Origin of the sequence: Polyangium spumosum (assembly GCF_009649845.1) — a bacterium.
Lineage (GTDB): Bacteria > Myxococcota_A > Polyangia > Polyangiales > Polyangiaceae > Polyangium > Polyangium spumosum.
Map to the genome: position 1 here is coordinate 18484 of NZ_WJIE01000010.1, position 16932 is coordinate 35415.

Here is a 16932-nt window from a genome sequence, read left to right on the forward strand (position 1 = left end):
CGCGTCGAGGGCCGAGCCGAGAGAGAAGACCTCGGGAAGGGTCAGCTCTTCCGCCGATCCATCCACACGAGCGCCGCCGGCAGGACGATCACCGCCGCGAACAGGCACGTGATCTCGCCGATGACCGCCGCGACGCCCATGCTGCGCACCGCGAAGTTCTTGGAACGCACGAGCGCGATGTATCCGAGCGCCGTGGTCAGGCTGCAGAGCACCACCGCGCCGCCCGTCTCGCGCACCGCCGCGATCGCGCCGCCCGTGCCCTCGCGGGTATATCGCTGCACGATGTTCACCGCGTAATCGACGCCGATCCCGAAGGTCAGCGGCAATGCGATGAAGTTCAAGAAGTTCAGCTTGATCTTCATCACGACGAGCGCGAGCGCCATCCAGCCCACGCCGACGAGCAAGGAGGCGAGCACGTATATCGAGGGGCGGCCGCGGCGGAAGGCGATGAGCACCGCGAGGACCGTCGCGAAGAGCGAGAGCAAGACGGCCGGCGGGACGTCGTCGATGACCGCGGCCCACATGTCCGCATAAATGACCGCGCGGCCCGAGCCGAGGACGACGCTGCCATCCGGCAAGACCGTGCGGCGATACGAGTCCGCCCAGCGGAAGAGGTAATGGGCGTCGTCGACCGAGGCGCCCTCGGTCGGGCTGATGTAGACGATCCGCCCCCGCGTGCCGTCCGTCTCCGTGAACGCACGCGCGAGGCCCGCAGGCAGGTCCGCCATGCCAAACGGCGCGAGCTCGTCCGGGGGAAGGATCTCCTCGATCGTCTTCCAGTCCTCGTCGGGGATGGCGCCGCGGCGCTTCGCCTTGAGGACACGCTCCTTGATGTCGAGCAGGATCGGGATCTTCTCGGCCTGCGCCTCGGGGACGAAGTCCTGGAGCGCGTGGACCTTTTCGAATGGCTTTTGCCCCGGCGGCGCGGCGTCACGTTTTGCGTGGAGCGCCGCGCGCAAGGGCTCGACCTGCTCGGGGCGATCCACGAGGATGGCCATGCCGTCCGTGCCGACGTACCCGGTGATCCGCTCGCCGAGCTCGCCGAGGCGGATCTCCTCGGCCCGCGCGCGCTCGTCGCTGCGCAGGTTGCGCAGGTCGTACTCCATCGGGTCGCTTTTCACGTAAAAGACCGCGGCCACGGCGCCGGCGACGGCGACGGCGGCGCCGAGGAGGGCGAGCGCGCGGGGGGCCCGCTCGGCGAGGCCCGCGAAGGGCTTGCCGAAAGCAATACCGCCCTGCGTGGCGCGCTGGATGCGACCCCAGACGCCCTTGGCCTCACGATCGAGGGGCAGGAGCCGCTCCATGAGCGTGAGGACGCTCGGCAGGGCGAGGTAGGTGGCGATCCAGCAGAGGAGCATGCCGACGCCGCCGATGACGCCGAAATCGCGGAAGCCGCGGAACTCGGTGGCGACGAGCGAGCCATACGCGGCGCCGGCCGCGCAGGCGGCGGTGAGCGTGGGCCGCCAGGTCTCGCGACGCGCGACGTCGAGGGCCTCGGCGAGCGGGATCTGGGCCCTCCGCGCCTCGAGGTACCGCGCCATGTAGATGATGCTGAAATTGATGCCGTTGCCCGCGACGATCGTGAAAAGAAAACCCGTGGCCATGTTCAAATGGCCAATCAAGAGCTCGGTGACGCCGAAGGTCCACGCGACGCCCATGCCGACGATGAGCGTCATCGCGACGAGCGTGCGAATGCGGAGGTAATAGAGGAAGACGACGGCCGCGAGCAACAAGGCGCCGAAGACGCCGACCTCGGTCAGGTCCTTGTTGATCGCGGTGAATTCGGAGATGCCCGTCTGGAGGTCGCCGCCGAAGCCGTAACGGATCTGCGGGTGGAACGAGGCGGGATTGACACGATCGACGGCCTCGCGGATGCGGCGGAGGGCCTCGCTGCCGCGGGAGAAGTCGCTGCCGATGACCTTGGAGCGGACGGCGACGACGAGGGTCTTGCCGTCCTTCGACTGGTAGTAGCCGTCGGGGAATCGGTCGGCGGTGGCTTCGTCGCCGAGCTTGAAGCGCTTCTTGATGTTCGCGGCGTCGAGCTCGGGCGGCGGATCGGAGTCGTCGAGCAGGGCGTCGGTCGCCTTGGCGACCTCGTAGGCGTGGCGCTCCTCGATGTCGTCGCGGAGGGCTTCGAGCTCTTTCTGGTCGGCGTAGAGGCCGGCGCGGGGCGAGAGGAAGGCGCGGGCCTCGTGGACGCCGCTCTCGGCGCTGCCGACCCAGGGCGGGCCGAGGGCCTCGAGCGCGGGGACGAGCGCGTCGCCGGCCTTGCGGAGCTCCGCCGTGGGCGTGTCCGGTCCACCTTCGAGGACGATGAAGAGCGTGGAGATGCCAGCCGTGCGCGCCGCGACGCGGTGGAGCTCCTGCACGCTCGGGCGGGTCTCGGGCAGGAGCGATTCGAAGCCGGTCTGGATGGTGAGCCGCAAGGCGAGGACGACCGAGAGGGCCGTGATCACCGCCGCGACGAGCAGCGGCAGGCCAGGACGCTCGACCTGGAGGCGCGCGAGGCGTTCGAGGCGGCTCTCGGTGGAACGGCGGGGCGGCGAGGAGGAAGGTTCGGCGCTCAGGGCAAACCTCGGCAGGGCAAGGGAGGGTTGGGGGCGGCGGTATAGTGCAAACGGCGCCGGACCTCATCCGCAAACCCCACGCCGCGCCGCGCCGCGCCGCGGAGAGGAGGCTCAGCCACGCGTGGCGCGATACAGCATCTCGACGAGCCGCGGGGCGCGGCCGACGAGCGGGGCGAGGAGCTCGAAGAAGGGCGGGCGGAGGAAGAGGCCGTGGAGCGCGCCGGCCACGAGGAATCGCGCGGAGAAGGCGCGCGAGAAGGCGCGGGTGTAGGCGCGGATCGGGTCGGGCGAGAAGGTGGCGAGGGAGGCGAGGCGGCCGCTGCGCAGCGCGATGGCCATGCCGTCGCCCGTGAAGGAGGGGACGAGGCGCGCGGCGTCGCCCGCGAAGAGCAGAGGGGCGCCGGTGGTCGGGCAGGTGCGCGCGATAGCCTGGGCGCCGAAGCCGAATCGAGCGAGGCCGCGGGGTTTCTCCGTCGGCGCGCCGAGGCTCGTGAGGCGCCGGCCGAGCGCCGGGTGGCGCGTGGCGAGGTCGAGGAGCGTCGGCCACGCGGGGCGGAAGGCGCCGTCGAGCAGGGCGCACACGCCGATGCGGCCGTCCTCCACGGGGTTCACGCCGACGTAGCCGCCCGGCACGACGTGGAGCTCGACGTCGGCCTCGAGGGGCGTCTTCGCGCAGTAGGCCTTGATGGCCACGAAGCTCGGGCGCTCGGCGCGGGCGCGCGGCAGGCCGAGCGGGGCGTCGAGCGTGGAGCGTTTGCCCATCGAGAGGACGAGGGCCCGCACGGCATGGGCGCTCGATGGGGTGCGGACTTCGAGGGCGCGCGAGGGGCTCGGTGAGAGGCCGCGGACGGGGGTGCGCTCGTGGATCACGGCGCCGGCGTCACGCGCGCGCCGGGCGAGGAAGGTCTCGAGGGCGGCGCGCGTGAGGCCGAGGGCCGGGCGGCCGGGGAGCGTGAGGTCGAGGCGCGCGCCGCCGGCGCCGAAGAGGGCGACCGTGCGGAGGGGCGCAGGGTTCAGCGCAGAGGCGAGGTCGCCGCAGCCGAGGGCGTCGAGGTCCTCTTCGGCCTCGGGCGAGAGGAACTCGCCGCAGACCTTGTCGCGGCCGATCTCGCCGCTCTCCCAGACGAGGACTTCGCGGCCACGCTGGGCCGCCGCGATCGCCGCGGCGAGCCCCGCCAGGCCGCCTCCCACGACGCCGAGCGGAGGGCGCGGGTTCATCGCCCGGAGGTGGTCTCCAGCAGGCCGATCTCCGCGCAGAACCCCGGTCCAAACGCCGTGACGAGCCCGAGCGCGCCCGGCTCCGGCCGGAGCTCGTGGAGGAGCTGGTCGAGCGCGACGAGCACCGTGACCGAGGACATGTTGCCGTGGCGAGAGAGCGTGTCCCAGCTCGTCTTGGTCACGGTCTTGGGCAAACGCGCGTGATCCTCGAGCGCCTCGAGCACACGCCGGCCGCCGGGGTGCACCGCGCCGAACGAGATGCGGTGAGGCCCCTCGACGCGGAACTGGCCGAGCGCGCGCGCGAAGACGTCCGGCAAGCCGCGCTCGGCGAAGGGGACGACGTCACGCGAGAGCTTGATCTTGAGCCCCTCGTCGCGGACCTCGAAGCCCATGAAGTGCTCGGTGCAGGCGAAGATCTCGCGGAAGGTGTCGCGCAGCCGGAGCGCGGGGGCCGGGGCGTTCAGGCGCTCGGCCCGCTCGCCCGCGAGGACGACCGCGGCGGCGCCGTCGCCGAAGATCGCCGCGGAGACCAGGTTCTCCTCGCTCCGATCCTCGGGCAAAAACGTGAGCGAGCAGAGCTCGACGCAGACCACGAGGGCGCGCGCCTTCGGGTGGCCGGCGAGCCACTCGTGCGCGATCGCGAGGGCCGCGGCGCCACCCGCGCAGCCATGCTGCGTGAGGTTGATGCGGCGGACGTTCGGCGAGAGGGAGAGGGCCGCGACGAGCGTGGCGTCCATCGCCGGAATCTGGAATCCCGTGCAGGATGCCGTGACGACGAGGTCGATGCTGTCGCGCTCCTCTTCGGTGGTGCTCTCGGCGATGCGCCGGGAGAGCGCGCCGCAGGCGTCACGGACGGTCTGGCGGTAGAGCTCGTTCTTCGCGGCGAACGAGCGTCCGATGGAGAGCAGCTCCTCGGGCGTGACCACGAGGTTCCTGCGCGCGACCGCGCTCCTGCGGAAGAGCTGACGGGCGAGCCCGAGGGTGCGTCCGTCGAGCCACCGGGGGAGCGCCTCGGAGAGCTCCTCCTGAGCGTACGAGCGCCCCGGGAAGAACGTCCACGTCTGTTCGATGATCGCCATTCGAGGGGGCGACATCGGCAATTTTCATGCGCGGCGAGCCCCTGGGCAGGGGGCGCACGGATCAGGCGGGGCGTCCCGGGCGGCGCCATTCACCGCGCAGGGCCGCGACGCTCGGGCGCGCGAGGGCATCACGCAGGCCGGTGCCGGCGGGCTGCACGAGCAGGAAAAACACGAGGCCGAGCGCGCCTCCGAGCTTGCTCGTCGAAGAGACGATCGGCTCGTGCAGGGCGAGCGCCGTCACGCCCGCGGCGAGGGCGAGGACGACGGCGACGAAGAGCCAGCCGAGGAGGACCTTTTGACCACAAAAGGATCGCGGGTCGATCGTCGAGAGGATCATCACGCCGTCCGCGGCGGGCGCGAGGCGCGGCGCCTCGCCGTCTTGCTGGACGACGCCGTACGCGTAGACGAGGGCGCCCTCGGCGATCGGCGCCGTGATCTTGCGGGAGAAACCACGCGCCTTGCTGGCGTCGGGTAACGCGGCCTCGAAGGCGTCGGCGGAGGGGCAGGCGGCGGCGGCGTGGAGCGCGTCGCGGCCGAGCCAGACCTCGACGCCCGCGCCGGTGAGGGGCGGGATCTCGAAGGAGCGCCCCTCGGCCTCGATCGCGCCGCCGAAGGACGCGCTCTCGGCCGGCCGATCCTCGAAGAGCACGACGGGCTCGTCCCCACGCGCGAGCCTGCCGACCTGCGGGACGACGTGCGCCGCGAGGGCGTGGCCTTCGCCGTCGCCACGCGTGACGCGGCCGATCACGAGGCCGGGGCCACTCGGGCCGGGGCCGCGCGGGACGAACCGCCGCGCGAACGTGGAGAGGGCCGCGATGTCCTTGTACGCCGCGGCGACGATGAGCAGGGTGTTCACCCAGAGGACCCCGAGGACGAGGAGGCCCAGGAGCTCGTAGGGCAGGGGTTTTCCCATCGCCTTATGCGCTCGCGGCTTCGGCTTCGGCTTCGGCGCGGCGGATCTCCCGCGGCGCGAGGTCGATCTGCGCGACGAGCGTCTCCGCCTTGGCGACGTCGCGTATCGGCGGGCGAGAGGGGCGGAGGAGGTAGGTCCGGAGCAGGTAGAGGACCATGCTCGGCTCGTCGAGGCTCGGATCCACGCGGGGGACGACCTCGCGCCGGTGCGCGTCGGCGAGCGAGGACCAGTGCAAGCCGGCGCGGTTGTGGTGGATGGTGTGGAAGCCGTTGTTGCACATCACCCAGTTGAAGGCGCGGCCGACGAAGTTGCGCGAGTGGTTCCATTCACTCGTGGTGTCGCAACGATCGTGCTGGATGAGGTTGATGCGCAGGATGCAGCGGGCGCCGTAGAGCTGGGGGACGACGACGAAGAAGAGCGTCGTCCAGAAGTCGTAGACGAGCAGCGCGCCCGTCAGGCCGAAGGCGACGACCTGCTCGACGAGGTACTGCCGGACGAAGTCCTCGCGGCCCTTGATGCGGGCCCAGCGCGAGACGCCGGCGAAGGTGTTCGGGCCGGCGACGTTGGGGAAGTGGATCAGGTTGAGCAGGTTCCACCCGAAGGAGACGTACGTCGGCGCGACCCAGTCGGGCTTGCCGTCGTCCTCGAAGTGGTGGTGGACGAGGTTGTGCGAGGGGATGTTGGCCGAGGCCGGATAAAGCGCGCCGAAGCTCAAGACGGCGCGGAAGATCATGTTGAGCCGCCGGCTCTGGAAGACGCCCTGGTGCAGGTGGTTGTGGATCACCACCGTGTTGAGGAAGCTCAGGTAACAGGCCGCCGCGAGCAGCGGCAGGTTCCGGCAGGCAGGGACGAAGACCATCGAGGCGAGGACGCCGAGGTAGGCCGTCACGATGCCGATCTGTCGCCACTCGGCTGGGTGCTTGACCAGCCAGGGGCCGCGGGCAGTAAGCGAAGAGGACACGGCTCCGGCTTCTACCATCCGTCCCAGTCGGTCGACAATCATGGACGTAGGGACGGATTTGCGTTAACCGAGATGGCAAGCCGCCGTGACAGCCATCGTCTCGACCCTGACCTCCTTACCCTTCACGCAGCTCCGTCGGAACCGGTATTTTTACCTGTGGTACGACGGCTTTTACCTCGTCCTCTGCGCGGCGCTGATCGCGCTGATGGTGACGACGGGCTTCCAGGGGCTCGTCCCGACCTGGGACAATCGCCTCTGGCTCGTGCTGCCCGTGGCCTGTCACCTGCAGATCCTGTGCAGCGTGTTCATCCACAACGCGACGCACAACAACTTCCCGCGGGCGCTCAACCGGATCGTGGGCGAGCTCTGCGGGATGGTGGTGCTGACGCGGTTCGCGTCGTGGGAGGTGATCCACCAGCGGCACCACCGGTTCTCGGACGACGTCGAGAAGGACCCGCACCCGGTGGGGCCGAGCTACTGGCGGTTCCTGGTCGATACGATCGTGAACGTGGAGCACCAGCTCCAGCAGATTTACTTCGACCTCTACGGCGACACGCCCGAGAACCGGCGCTACGAGCGGCTGCGGGCGTACGTGAGTTACGGGACGAACCTGCTCCTGATCGCGACGTGGTTCCTGTTCCTGGGGAAGGTCGGGTTCTTCTTCCTGTTCGTCCCGGCGTCGATCGTGGGCTTCTTCCACCTCGTGCACTTCAACTGGTCGACGCACAACGCATTCTCGCCGAGCGGCGATTTCAAGCCGGTAAACCTCGACCACGGCTATTACAAGATCGGCAACCTGCTCTGGTTCGGCATTTACATGCACGCGAACCACCACAAGCGGGCAGGGATGTTCAATCCAGCGAAGATGCAGCCGAGCTTGCCGATCACGCCGCCGCCGGGCTGAGAGGCAGGCTGGCAGCGTAGCGCCGGGGTTTCACCCCGGGCCCCACCAGGGGCTGTCCGCCCCTGGACCCGGACCAGGCACGGCCTGGACCGAGGACGACAACGCGCGTTGCGCGTCGTCGACCAGCATTCCCCGCCCCCCCTCTACTGCGTGCCGGCAGGCTTCGGGCCCTCGGGGGGCGCCGGGGCCGCCTTGGGAGCTTCAGGCTTGGGAGCTTCGGGCTTCGGAGCTTCAGGCTTCGGAGCTTCAGGCTTGGGAGCTTCGGGCTTCGGAGCTTCGGCCGGTTTGTCCGTCGTGCCCGTGGGCTTCGCGGCCCCGGCGTCCGCGGCCGCGTCGCCCGCGTCGCCCGCGTCGGAAGAGGCCGCGTCCGCCCCGGCGTCCTCGGCGCCCGCGTCCTCGGCGCCCGCGTCGGGCACGGCTGCGGGCGCAGGCGGCGGCTCCGCGGGGCGCTCGTCCGTCCAGCAGGCCGGGTTCGGCGGCGGCTGGAAGGTGAGCTCGTGCGAAGCGCGATCCCCCTTCTTCGTGACGAGGGGATCCGTCTTGTAGACCTTGGCCTCGCCGCACTCGTACGCCGTGAGGTCACGCTCCTGCGTCTTGCCCGCGCGGAGCGGCACCGAGGCGCGCTCGTTGCTGCACTGGGCCCACTCGACCGTGTACTCGGCGTCCGCGTCCGGCAGGATCACCCGCACGCTCGGATCCGCCTCGACGCGTTTGCCCAGGAGGAGCACGCGGACCACCGGATCGCCGTCGTCGAGCACCCGGACCTGGACCGGCTGGCGAAGGCCGCCGCGCATCTTGTTGTCCGCTCCGCCGAGCGTGAAATCAGGGCAGACGGGCTCACCCGTGACCCCCGAACGGAGCTGGTCGTTGGAGCAAGCGACGAGGGGCGCCGCGAGGAGCGCGGCGAGGGCGAACGCAGTGCGCGAGCGCAGGTTGTGGCGGATCACGGGCGCAGCGTCGCCCCGTACGGGCCCTTTCGTCAAGTCCGGCGCGTTTTCTTCACAGGCAGCTTCGTTTTCCCGAGCGCGAGCACGTGCTCGAAGTGCGCCTCGGAGACGGGCACGACGCTGAGGCGCGAGCGCTTGAGCAAGGCGATGTCGGCGAGGGACGGATCGCTGCGGATGACCTCGAGCTCGACGGAGGCCTTGAGCGCGACGACGGGCTCGACGTCGACGGCGCTCCAGTCCTCGCCCTCCGCGGTGGGATCCGGGTACGCCTCGCGGGCGACGCGGGCGACCCCGACGACGGCCTTGTCCTCGTTCGAGTGATAGAAGAGCAGGAGATCACCCTTCTTCATGGCGCGCAGGTTGTTCCGGGCCTCGTAGTTGCGCACGCCATCCCAGACGGCCCGCTTGTCCGCGAGGAGCTGGGCGAACGAGTATTTGTAGGGCTCGCTCTTGACGAGCCAGTAATGCTTCTCCGTCGTCATGCGTTCGTCGGGACCATACAGCCCGACTTCTGCACCCTCAACAACAATCAGTCCGTGATCACGAGCGTCGTGTCGTCCGGCACGAGGCGGGAGAGCTCGTCGATTTCGGCGTCGTCGAGCGCGATGCAGCCGTGTGTCCAGTCCGATTGCTTATGCACGCCGTTCCACTCGCGCTTGCCGACGCCGTGGATGCCGATGCCGAAGCCGACGGTGCGGCCGGGCGGGACCTCGCCCCGGCGCTTGAGCTCGGCGAACCGCGCGCGGTCCACGTCGTTCGGGTAGGTCACGTTGATGAACTGATGGAACAGGCCCTTGAAGCGGCCCTTCACCCGGTAGGTGCCGACGGGCGTGACCTTGTCGCCCTCGAAGCGCTTGGGGCCGGCGCCGCCGCTGCCGATCGCGACCTTGTACGTCTTGATCACGCGTCCGCCCTCGGCGACGAGGTCGAGGCGGTGCTCGCTCTTGTCGACGCGGAGGAGCGCGACCTTGTCCGCGGCCGGTTTCTTGGGTTTTCCGCCCGGCGCGGCGGGGAGCGGGGAGGGGTGGAGGAGGGTGGTCGCCACGAGGAGCGCAAACAGGGCGTTCATGCCCGGGTGTCGAGGATCCCGCGGGGATCGTGACGGCCGAGGCGCTCGAAAAAAAATGTTTTTTCGCCCGTCACACTCCGGGTACGTTCTCCGATGAGGGGGTGATGAGCGCTCCGATGACCATGGACGAACCGAGGCTTTCCGAGCCGCTGGCGGATCCGGAGCTGCGGCGGTTTTTGCTCGATTTCGTGCGCCGCCGCGTCTCGCCCGCCGACGCCGACGATATCGTCCAGACGGTCCTCTGCGAGGCGCTCACCGCGAAGAACCGCCCGGTCGACGGGGCGGAGCTGCGCAAGTACCTGCTCGGGATCGCGCGGCACAAGGTCGCCGACGCGCACCGCGCCGCGGCGCGCCTGGAGATGCGGGAGCCGCCGGAGCTCGTGGCGGGCCCGCCCCCGGTCGAGGAGGAGGCGCTCGTGCGCTGGGCCGAGCGTCAGGCGCCGGCGACCGAGGAGGCGAAAAAGACGCTCGCCTGGATGGCGCGGGAAGGGGAGGGCGAGAAGCTCGAGAGCATCGCCGAGGAGGAGCAAGTGCCGGCGGCGCGCGTGCGGCAACGCGTGTCGCGCATGCGGCGCTGGATGAAGGAGCGGTGGCTCGCGGAGCTCGCGGCCGTGGCGGCGCTCGTGGCCCTCGCGGCGATCTTGTGGCGCGTGGTGAAGGACGCCGACGAGCCGGAGGCGCTCGTGCCGGTGCCGGACAAGGTCCCGGCGCCGCCGGATACGCCGCTCGATCGGGCGAAGGCGCTGCGGGCGGACGCGTTCTGGTGGTGCGAGCGCGGGTCGTACAAGGTTTGCGTGGAGCAACTCGACGCGGCGAAGCAGCTCGATCCGAGCGGGGACGCGGCGCCCGAGGTGCAGGCGGCGCGCGAGCGGGCGCGGCGGGCCCTCGAGGCGCCGCAGCCGCGGCCGACGTCGACGTCGACGCCGACGCCGCCCGAGACGAAAGGCGAGATCAAGGACACGAAGGAACTCGAGCCGCGGAAGGTCGCGCCCTCGCCGAAGCCCGCGCCCACGAACGCGAAGCCGAAGCTCGACCCCGAGCTCATCGATCGCGGCACCAAGAACGAAAAATCGAGGCCCCTCCCCAAGACACAACGCAAGAAGGGCGACATCGAGCTGCTGAAGAAGTGAGCCAGGGCCCGAAGCTACGGCGTTCCGGGGCCGCGGGGGGTCTTGTCCGGCGAAACCTCGGCGCTTGGGCCTTGCTTGCCAAGCTTTCGGCCCTCCTGTACGCTGGCCGAGGCGAGGAGTGGACGGCGAAGCGTCGGCGGTGCGGCTGGAGCGATCCGGATGAAGAACATGGCCTTCCAGAAAGTGGGCGACTACTTCGTCCTCGTCCACACCGCCATGGCGCCCACCGACGAGGAGTGGGACGAATGGATGCAGCACTACACGTATGCATCGATTCTCGTCGTAACGGACGGCGGCGCGCCGACGGCGTCGCAACGCAAGCGCATGAAAATGCGCGTCGACGAGCTCCGCGCCTTGCCGGGCGTGCCGAACAGGAAAGAGCCGAAGGTGGCGACCGTCACCGCGTCGTCGTTCGTCCGCGGCGTGCTCACGGCGCTCCGGTGGTTTTACCACGATGCGTATGCAGCTTTTCCGCCGGACCACATCAATCAAGCGCTGACCTATCTCGACGTTCCGCCGCGGTATCACATTGCGATGAAGACCGCGGTGCAGACGCTCCGCATGCAGCTCAAGAAGGCCAAGGGCTCCGGGCAGACGCGGACGATGCCCGACGAAGGTTGAGGCGGACCCCAGCGTCCACCGTCGACTGTGGTGTCGATAGTTACATCCGATCAGCACGACGTCGGCCTTGACGCTGTCGGGGTCGTTCGATAAAAACGGGTGTTGGTCGGTGGCACGAGCGCGTGAGCAGCTTTGGCCACGACGAATGTCGGACCCGATGTCGGGGCCCGAGGCTACTCGTCGCCCGAACGTGAGACCGCTGGAGGCATCGCACCTTGCTTGACGCAGAGAGTCGGCGCTTCCGTCGTCCGAAGGCTCCCCGAGGGGGTGAGGGGTGAGCAGCGAGCGGGCGCCGGCCGCGGGGGGCGAGCCAAGAGCCGCGGTGTCCACCACGTCGGGGGAATCGCAGGCCCCGCCGAGCGTCAATCCGTTGTCGGACGGACCTGCGTCCGTGCGTTTTCCGCGGCTCACCGCGGAGGGGCGCGTGGCGCTCGGAATGCCGGAGGAGGAGCGCCGGAGCGAACCGCCGCCGTCGGTGAGGTTTCCGCGGGCAATGGGGGAGGCGCGACACTCGTCGTGGGGCCCGCCGCGCGACGAGGACCAATTGAGCGAGCCGCCGCCGTCGGTGAGGTTTCCGCGGGCAATGGGGGAGGCGCGGCACTCGTCGTGGGGCCCGCCGCGCGACGAGGACCAATTGAGCGAGCCGCCGCCGTCCGTGCGATTCCCGCGGACGATGTCGGAGGCGCGGCACTCGTCGTGGGGGCCGCCGCGTGATCGCGAGGAGGACGGGCTCAGCGAGCCGCCGCCGTCGCTCAAGTTCCCGCGTCCGCTCTCCGCGCCGCCGCTCGGGATGCGGGCCGAGCGTGGCGAGCGCGCGGAGGACGAGGGGCTCGCGGAGCCGCCGCCGTCGCTCCGGTTCCCGCGGTCGATCGCGCCCTCCGCCTCGCCCTCGGAGCGGGCGCCGGGGCGGGACGACGAGGTGCTCTCCGAGGGGCCGGCGTCGGTGCGCTTCCCGCGGCTGACGGCCGAGGGGCGCGCGGCGCTCGGGATGCGCGAGGACGAGCCGCTCGGCGAGACGGCGTCGGTGCGGTTCCCGTCGCGCCGGCTCTCGGACATGCGGCCGCCGCGGCCCTCGGAGGCGCCGCCGTCGACGGACTACGCGGAGAGCCCGCCGTCGGTGCGGTTCCGGCGGGTGAGCGGCGAGGCGGGGCCGGGGTATCGGCTGCGCGAGGGGGCCTGCGCGGTCACGCTCTACACGCAGGATCGCTGGCTCTTGCCGGCGTCCGTGGTGCGCCTCTCCCCTTCGGCGGTGTGGTTCGCGCCGGGGGACGGGCTGATCCCGCGGCTCGGCGGGCGCGTGATCGCGTACATGCTCTCGGGCAAGGGGGCGGTCGGGCCGGTCGAGGGGATCGTGGTGTCGATCGAGCCGACGGGGCCGCAGGGGGCGGTGCTCGTCAGCGTGCAGTTCGAGGGGGTCACGCGGGAGCTCGGCCGGAAGATCCTCTCGCTCCTGCAGGAGCTCTACGCGGTCGGGCAGGCGGAGCTCGCGCGGAGTTTGTCGCGTGTCCGCGAGCAGATCGACGATCCGGGTCGGGTGCGGGCGATCCTGCGGGCGCTGATCCACGCGGGCAGCGAGGGGCTCGTCGTGGGCTCGGAGGTGCCGGTCAAGGCCGAAAAAATCGAGTCGGGCGAGGCGCCGCGGGTCGTGTGGCGATCGGCGCTCGACTGGGGCCCGCCGCCGTACATCGTGGATCTCGGCGGGTACAACTCGATTCACCGGATCCACCTGGAGAAGGCCGACTTCGAGGCGGACGGGCGGGTGACGTCGGCGCTGCCGACGCGGATCGAGCGGGTGCGGCACCGGTGGTTCCGGCGGTGCAAGGTGCAGCGGAAGATCACGGCGTCGTTCAAGCACCCGATATGGCCCGAGGTGGTCGTGGCCGGGCGGGAGGTGCTCGACGTCTCGTTCGCGGGGATGAGCTTCGAGATCGATCCCGACGAGGATCTCGTGTTCCCGGGCCTCGAGCTGACCGACATCGAGATTTCCCTCGGGGACGGGGCGCCGCTGCACGTGCACGGCGAGGTGCGGTACGTGCTCCCGGCGCGAAACGGGGCGAAGGCGCGTTGTGGGCTCAAGGTGGCGCCGCGCGCGTCGAAGGACGAGGGGCCGTGGATGCGGCTCGTGAGCCAGGAGCTGCACGAAAAGACGCTGGGCAACTCGGAGACGCCCGAGTCGATGTGGAGCCTCTTGCAGCAATCGGGGTATTTCAACTTGTCCGGTAAAACTCCGGATCAGTTCGAGCCGATGAAGAAGACGTTCCTCGAGTTCGGGGCGCGGGCGGCGGCGGCGCCGCGGATCATCTGCCAGGCGGTCTGGCCCTCGGAGCGTGGGATCGAGGCGTCGCTCTCGGTGGCCAAGATTTACAGCGGGAGCTGGCTCGTCCACCAGCTCGCGAAGCGGCCGGGCAAGGCGCCCGGCGTCGCGCACGTGCGGCAGATCCTGCGGGACATCTACCTGCGCGCGTTCGAGTATCCGCAGCTCGATCCGGCCTTCACGTGGGCGCTCGCGTTCATCGACGGCGAGGTGCCGTGGTCGATGGCGCACCTCGACTTCGCGCGGCCCTACCTCGACCAGGGGCTCGCGGCGATCCGGCCGTTCCGGCTGCTCGAGGCGCAATCGGCGGGGGCGAGCGACGAGCCCGCGGGCGAGCGATTCGACGTCGGCCCCGCGGCGCCCTTCGAGACGGCGTGGCTGCTCGACGAGCTCCGCAAGACGCACTCGCAGGCGCTGCTCGACGCGCTCGACCTCGTGCCGGAGCGGGTGGATCTCGCGGAGACGGGGCGGCTCTGGAAGGAAGCGGGGATGGGGCGGGAGCGCGTGATCTTCACGGCGCGGCGCGCGAACGTGCCCGTGGCGGCGGCGCTCGTGGAGACGGGCGAGACCGGGACGAACCTCTTCCGGCTGCTCGATTGCGTGCGCCTCTTCGAGCTCGGCCCGGGCGGCAAGCAGGCGTTCGTCGGGCTGATCGACGAGGCCCGGCAGTTCTACCGGTCGCGCGGGAAATCGAGCTTCGTGTACATGCACGAGCACCCGGACGTCGAGCACGTCGAGCGCTGCAAGCTGCTCGATCTCGGGCAGGGCAATTGCTGGGCGATATCGGCGCAGATCCTCCCGGAGTTCCTCGAGCACGTCTACGAGCTGACGGCCATCGGCCGGTACAAACCGAAGCAGGGGTAAGGAATGAGGCTCGCCGAGCGACTCGCGGCCCTCGCCGCGGGCGCAGATCACGGGACGTACAGGCCGGCGTTGTTCTCGCTCGCCGACTCGTGGGACAGGCGCAAGGTCGAGGAGCTCTGCGCCTCGGGGCTCGTGCGCGAGGTGCACGACAGGTACGTCGATCAGCTCGCGGAGCTCTGCGCGACGCGGTCGCCGAAGCAGCGGCTCCGGGGCGCGGCGCTCGACGAGGCGGTCCGCGCGGCGCTCGGGGACGGGCCGACGGAGGAGCGCGGGACCTGGGTCCATTACCCGTGGAGCGGGCGGCTCGTGCACGTGCTCGGCGAGGCCGAGTACCGCGAGCTGCGTTTCTCGCGCAATCGATACAAGATCACGCCCGACGAGCAGCGGATCCTGCGCGAGAAGCGGATCGGCGTGGTGGGCCTGTCCGTGGGGCAGGCGTGCGCGGTGACGCTCGCGCTCGAGGGCGTGGGCGGGACGCTCCGGCTCGCCGATTTCGACGAGCTCGCGCTCTCCAACATGAACCGCCTGCGCGCCGGGGTGCACGAGATCGGCCTGCACAAGTGCGTGATCGCGGCGCGCGCGATCGCCGAGATCGACCCGTTCTTGCGGGTGGATGTCTTCGAGGCGGGCCTCACGGAGGAGAACGCCGAGGCGTTCTTGACCGAGGGCGGAAAGCTCGATCTCGTGCTCGAGGAGTGTGACGACCTCTTCACGAAGATCCTCCTGCGCGAGCGGGCGCGGGCGCGCGGGATCCCGGTGCTGATGGAGACGAACGATCGGGGGATGCTCGACGTCGAGCGCTTCGATCGGGAGCCGGACAGGCCCGTGCTGCACGGGCTCTTGCGTGGGCTCGCGGCGGCGGAGCTGAAGGGGCTCTCGGCGGCGCAGAAGGTGGCCATCGTGCTCAGGATCCTGGGGCCGGACGCGCTCCGGGGCCGGCTCGGGGCGTCGCTGCTCGAGGTCGAGGAGACGACGACGTCGTGGCCGCAGCTCGCGTCGGGGACGATGCTCGGCGGCGCGGTGACGACCGACGTGGCGCGGCGGATGCTCCTCGGCGAGCTGACGCGCTCGGGGCGGTATTACGTGGACCTCGAGGCCCTCGTGAAGGACGGGCGCGAGGCGCCGCTGCAGGTGGACGCGGCGCTGGAGGAGGCGTTTTCACGCAGGCCGCTGCCGCCGCCGGAGGTCCCGCCGCTCGCGCGGGCCGCGGACAAACGTACGGTCACGCGGGAGGACGTGCGGAGGCTCGTGGGGTTCGCGGTGCTGGCGCCGTCGGGCGGCAACGCGCAGCCGTGGCGGTTCGTCGCGAAGGGCGGGCGGGTGCGGTGTCTGGTGTCTCCGGACGGGGGCCGGACGCTGAACGATTACAAGCTCGCGGCGAGCTTCGCCGCGCTCGGCGCGGCCGTGGAGAACATGGTCCTCGCGGCGCCCGCGATGGGCCTCTCGGCCGAGGTCGTGTTTCCTTCCGGTGGGAAGGATCCGCGGCTCGCGTGTGACGTCGTGTTTCGCGTGGACGAGGCGTCGTACGCGGTTGATCCGCTCTGCGCGGTGCTCGGGGCGCGTTGCACGAACCGCAAGCCCGGCACGGGGGCGCCGCTCTCGGACTACGCGGCCGGGGAGCTCGCGGCGGCGGCGGAGGAGCGAAAGGGAAAGCTCCTGCTCGTGACCGATCGGGCGGCGCTGGACGAGGTGGGGCAGATCCTCGGGCAGGGCGATCGGATGTTGTTCCTTTCGCGCAAGCACAACGAGGAGATGGGAGCGGAGCTGCGCTGGACGGAGGAGGAGGTCCTCGGGACACGCGACGGGCTCGACGTGCTCACGCTCGACGTGCCGCCGCCCGCGCTCGCGGCGGTGCGGCTCGCGACGACCTGGAAGGCGATGGAGTTCGCGGCGAAGATGGGAGGCGGTGGGTCGCTCGAGCGATCCGCGCAGCGCGCGCTCCTGTCGTCGTCGGCGGCGGGGCTCGTGGTGTTTCCGGGGACGTCGTCGCGCTCGTATTTCGAGGGCGGGCGGGCGCTCGAGCGGGTGTGGCTCGCGGCGACGTCGCTGGGGCTCGCGCTGCAGCCGTGGTCGTCGATGCTGTACCTGTTCGCGCGGCTCGAGCGGGGCGGCGGCAAGGGGCTCGAGCCGAAGGTGCGCGAGCGGCTCGGGGAGCTGCGGGAGCGGTTCTCGAAGGTGTTTCCCGTGCCCGAGGGGAACGCGGAGGTCCTCCTGTTCCGGCTCTCGAAGGCGGATCCGCCGACGGCGCGGTCGCTGCGGCGTCCGGTCGAGGACGTGCTGACGTTCGCCTAGAGGCAGAAGACCCGTCGATCCCGGTCTCCGGAGCTCCGGAACGACAAAACGAG

At 70.7% G+C, this 16932-nt stretch carries 13 protein-coding genes; 5 read left to right on the forward strand and 8 right to left on the reverse strand.

Features of this window, described 5'->3' with window-relative positions:
- Positions 1-41: 41 nt before the first annotated feature.
- The 5 genes from GF068_RS29515 to GF068_RS29535 form a co-directional block, all read right to left on the reverse strand.
- Entirely contained in the window at positions 42-2456 is a 2415-nt protein-coding gene (locus GF068_RS29515) for an MMPL family transporter (RefSeq protein WP_153822837.1), read from the reverse strand.
- Between the two features lie 222 nt (positions 2457-2678).
- Entirely contained in the window at positions 2679-3785 is a 1107-nt protein-coding gene (locus GF068_RS29520) for an NAD(P)/FAD-dependent oxidoreductase (RefSeq protein WP_153822838.1), read from the reverse strand.
- Entirely contained in the window at positions 3782-4879 is a 1098-nt protein-coding gene (locus tag GF068_RS29525) for a type III polyketide synthase (protein ID WP_153822839.1), read from the reverse strand. Before GF068_RS29525 ends, GF068_RS29520 begins: the two co-directional genes overlap by 4 nt.
- Positions 4880-4925: 46 nt before the next feature.
- Entirely contained in the window at positions 4926-5777 is an 852-nt protein-coding gene (locus tag GF068_RS29530; protein ID WP_153822840.1) for a hypothetical protein, read from the reverse strand.
- Positions 5778-5781: 4 nt separating this feature from the next.
- A complete protein-coding gene (locus GF068_RS29535) occupies positions 5782-6738 on the reverse strand; it encodes a fatty acid desaturase (protein ID WP_338046626.1) in 957 nt (318 codons plus the stop codon).
- Between the two features lie 85 nt (positions 6739-6823).
- Here GF068_RS29535 and GF068_RS29540 point away from each other — a divergent pair, with 85 nt between their 5' ends.
- On the forward strand, positions 6824-7642 hold the full coding sequence (locus tag GF068_RS29540; protein WP_338046627.1) for a fatty acid desaturase: 819 nt from the start codon (positions 6824-6826) through the stop codon (positions 7640-7642).
- A gap of 143 nt (positions 7643-7785) precedes the next feature.
- Here the strand turns inward: GF068_RS29540 and GF068_RS29545 are convergent, their stop codons facing one another.
- The 3 genes from GF068_RS29545 to GF068_RS29555 are packed head-to-tail and all read right to left on the reverse strand — an operon-like array spanning position 7786 to position 9658.
- The gene (locus GF068_RS29545) at positions 7786-8589 is read right to left on the reverse strand and encodes a hypothetical protein (RefSeq protein WP_153822842.1); all 804 of its coding nucleotides are present in this window, start codon (positions 8587-8589) and stop codon (positions 7786-7788) included.
- 32 nt (positions 8590-8621) lie between these two features.
- On the reverse strand, positions 8622-9071 hold the full coding sequence (locus tag GF068_RS29550; protein WP_153822843.1) for an EVE domain-containing protein: 450 nt from the start codon (positions 9069-9071) through the stop codon (positions 8622-8624).
- A gap of 47 nt (positions 9072-9118) precedes the next feature.
- Positions 9119-9658, reverse strand: a complete 540-nt coding sequence (locus GF068_RS29555) for a L,D-transpeptidase family protein (protein WP_153822844.1) — start codon at positions 9656-9658, stop codon at positions 9119-9121.
- A gap of 116 nt (positions 9659-9774) precedes the next feature.
- Here GF068_RS29555 and GF068_RS29560 point away from each other — a divergent pair, with 116 nt between their 5' ends.
- From GF068_RS29560 to GF068_RS29575, 4 genes are all read left to right on the forward strand, one after another.
- Positions 9775-10788 (forward strand): RNA polymerase sigma factor, encoded by a 1014-nt coding sequence (locus GF068_RS29560; protein WP_240807590.1) that lies wholly within the window; start codon positions 9775-9777, stop codon positions 10786-10788.
- Between the two features lie 168 nt (positions 10789-10956).
- Positions 10957-11409: a hypothetical protein gene (locus GF068_RS29565; protein ID WP_153822846.1), complete on the forward strand. Its 453-nt coding sequence runs from the start codon at positions 10957-10959 to the stop codon at positions 11407-11409.
- Between the two features lie 634 nt (positions 11410-12043).
- Entirely contained in the window at positions 12044-14587 is a 2544-nt protein-coding gene (locus tag GF068_RS29570; RefSeq protein WP_153822847.1) for a hypothetical protein, read from the forward strand.
- 3 nt (positions 14588-14590) lie between these two features.
- Positions 14591-16879, forward strand: coding sequence for an Rv1355c family protein (locus GF068_RS29575; RefSeq protein WP_153822848.1), 2289 nt, complete (start codon positions 14591-14593; stop codon positions 16877-16879).
- Positions 16880-16932: the final 53 nt, after the last annotated feature.

Excerpts from the sequence above, each read along its gene's own strand:
- GF068_RS29565 (WP_153822846.1), top strand. The coding sequence starts at position 10,957 with ATGGCCTTCCAGAAAGTGGGCGACTACTTCGTCCTCGTCCACACCGCC.
- GF068_RS29530 (WP_153822840.1), bottom strand. The coding sequence starts at position 5,777 with ATGGGAAAACCCCTGCCCTACGAGCTCCTGGGCCTCCTCGTCCTCGGG.
- GF068_RS29520 (WP_153822838.1), bottom strand. The coding sequence starts at position 3,785 with ATGAACCCGCGCCCTCCGCTCGGCGTCGTGGGAGGCGGCCTGGCGGGG.
- GF068_RS29550 (WP_153822843.1), bottom strand. The coding sequence starts at position 9,071 with ATGACGACGGAGAAGCATTACTGGCTCGTCAAGAGCGAGCCCTACAAA.
- GF068_RS29555 (WP_153822844.1), bottom strand. The coding sequence starts at position 9,658 with ATGAACGCCCTGTTTGCGCTCCTCGTGGCGACCACCCTCCTCCACCCC.
- GF068_RS29575 (WP_153822848.1), top strand. The coding sequence starts at position 14,591 with ATGAGGCTCGCCGAGCGACTCGCGGCCCTCGCCGCGGGCGCAGATCAC.
- GF068_RS29560 (WP_240807590.1), top strand. The coding sequence starts at position 9,775 with ATGACCATGGACGAACCGAGGCTTTCCGAGCCGCTGGCGGATCCGGAG.
- GF068_RS29525 (WP_153822839.1), bottom strand. The coding sequence starts at position 4,879 with ATGTCGCCCCCTCGAATGGCGATCATCGAACAGACGTGGACGTTCTTC.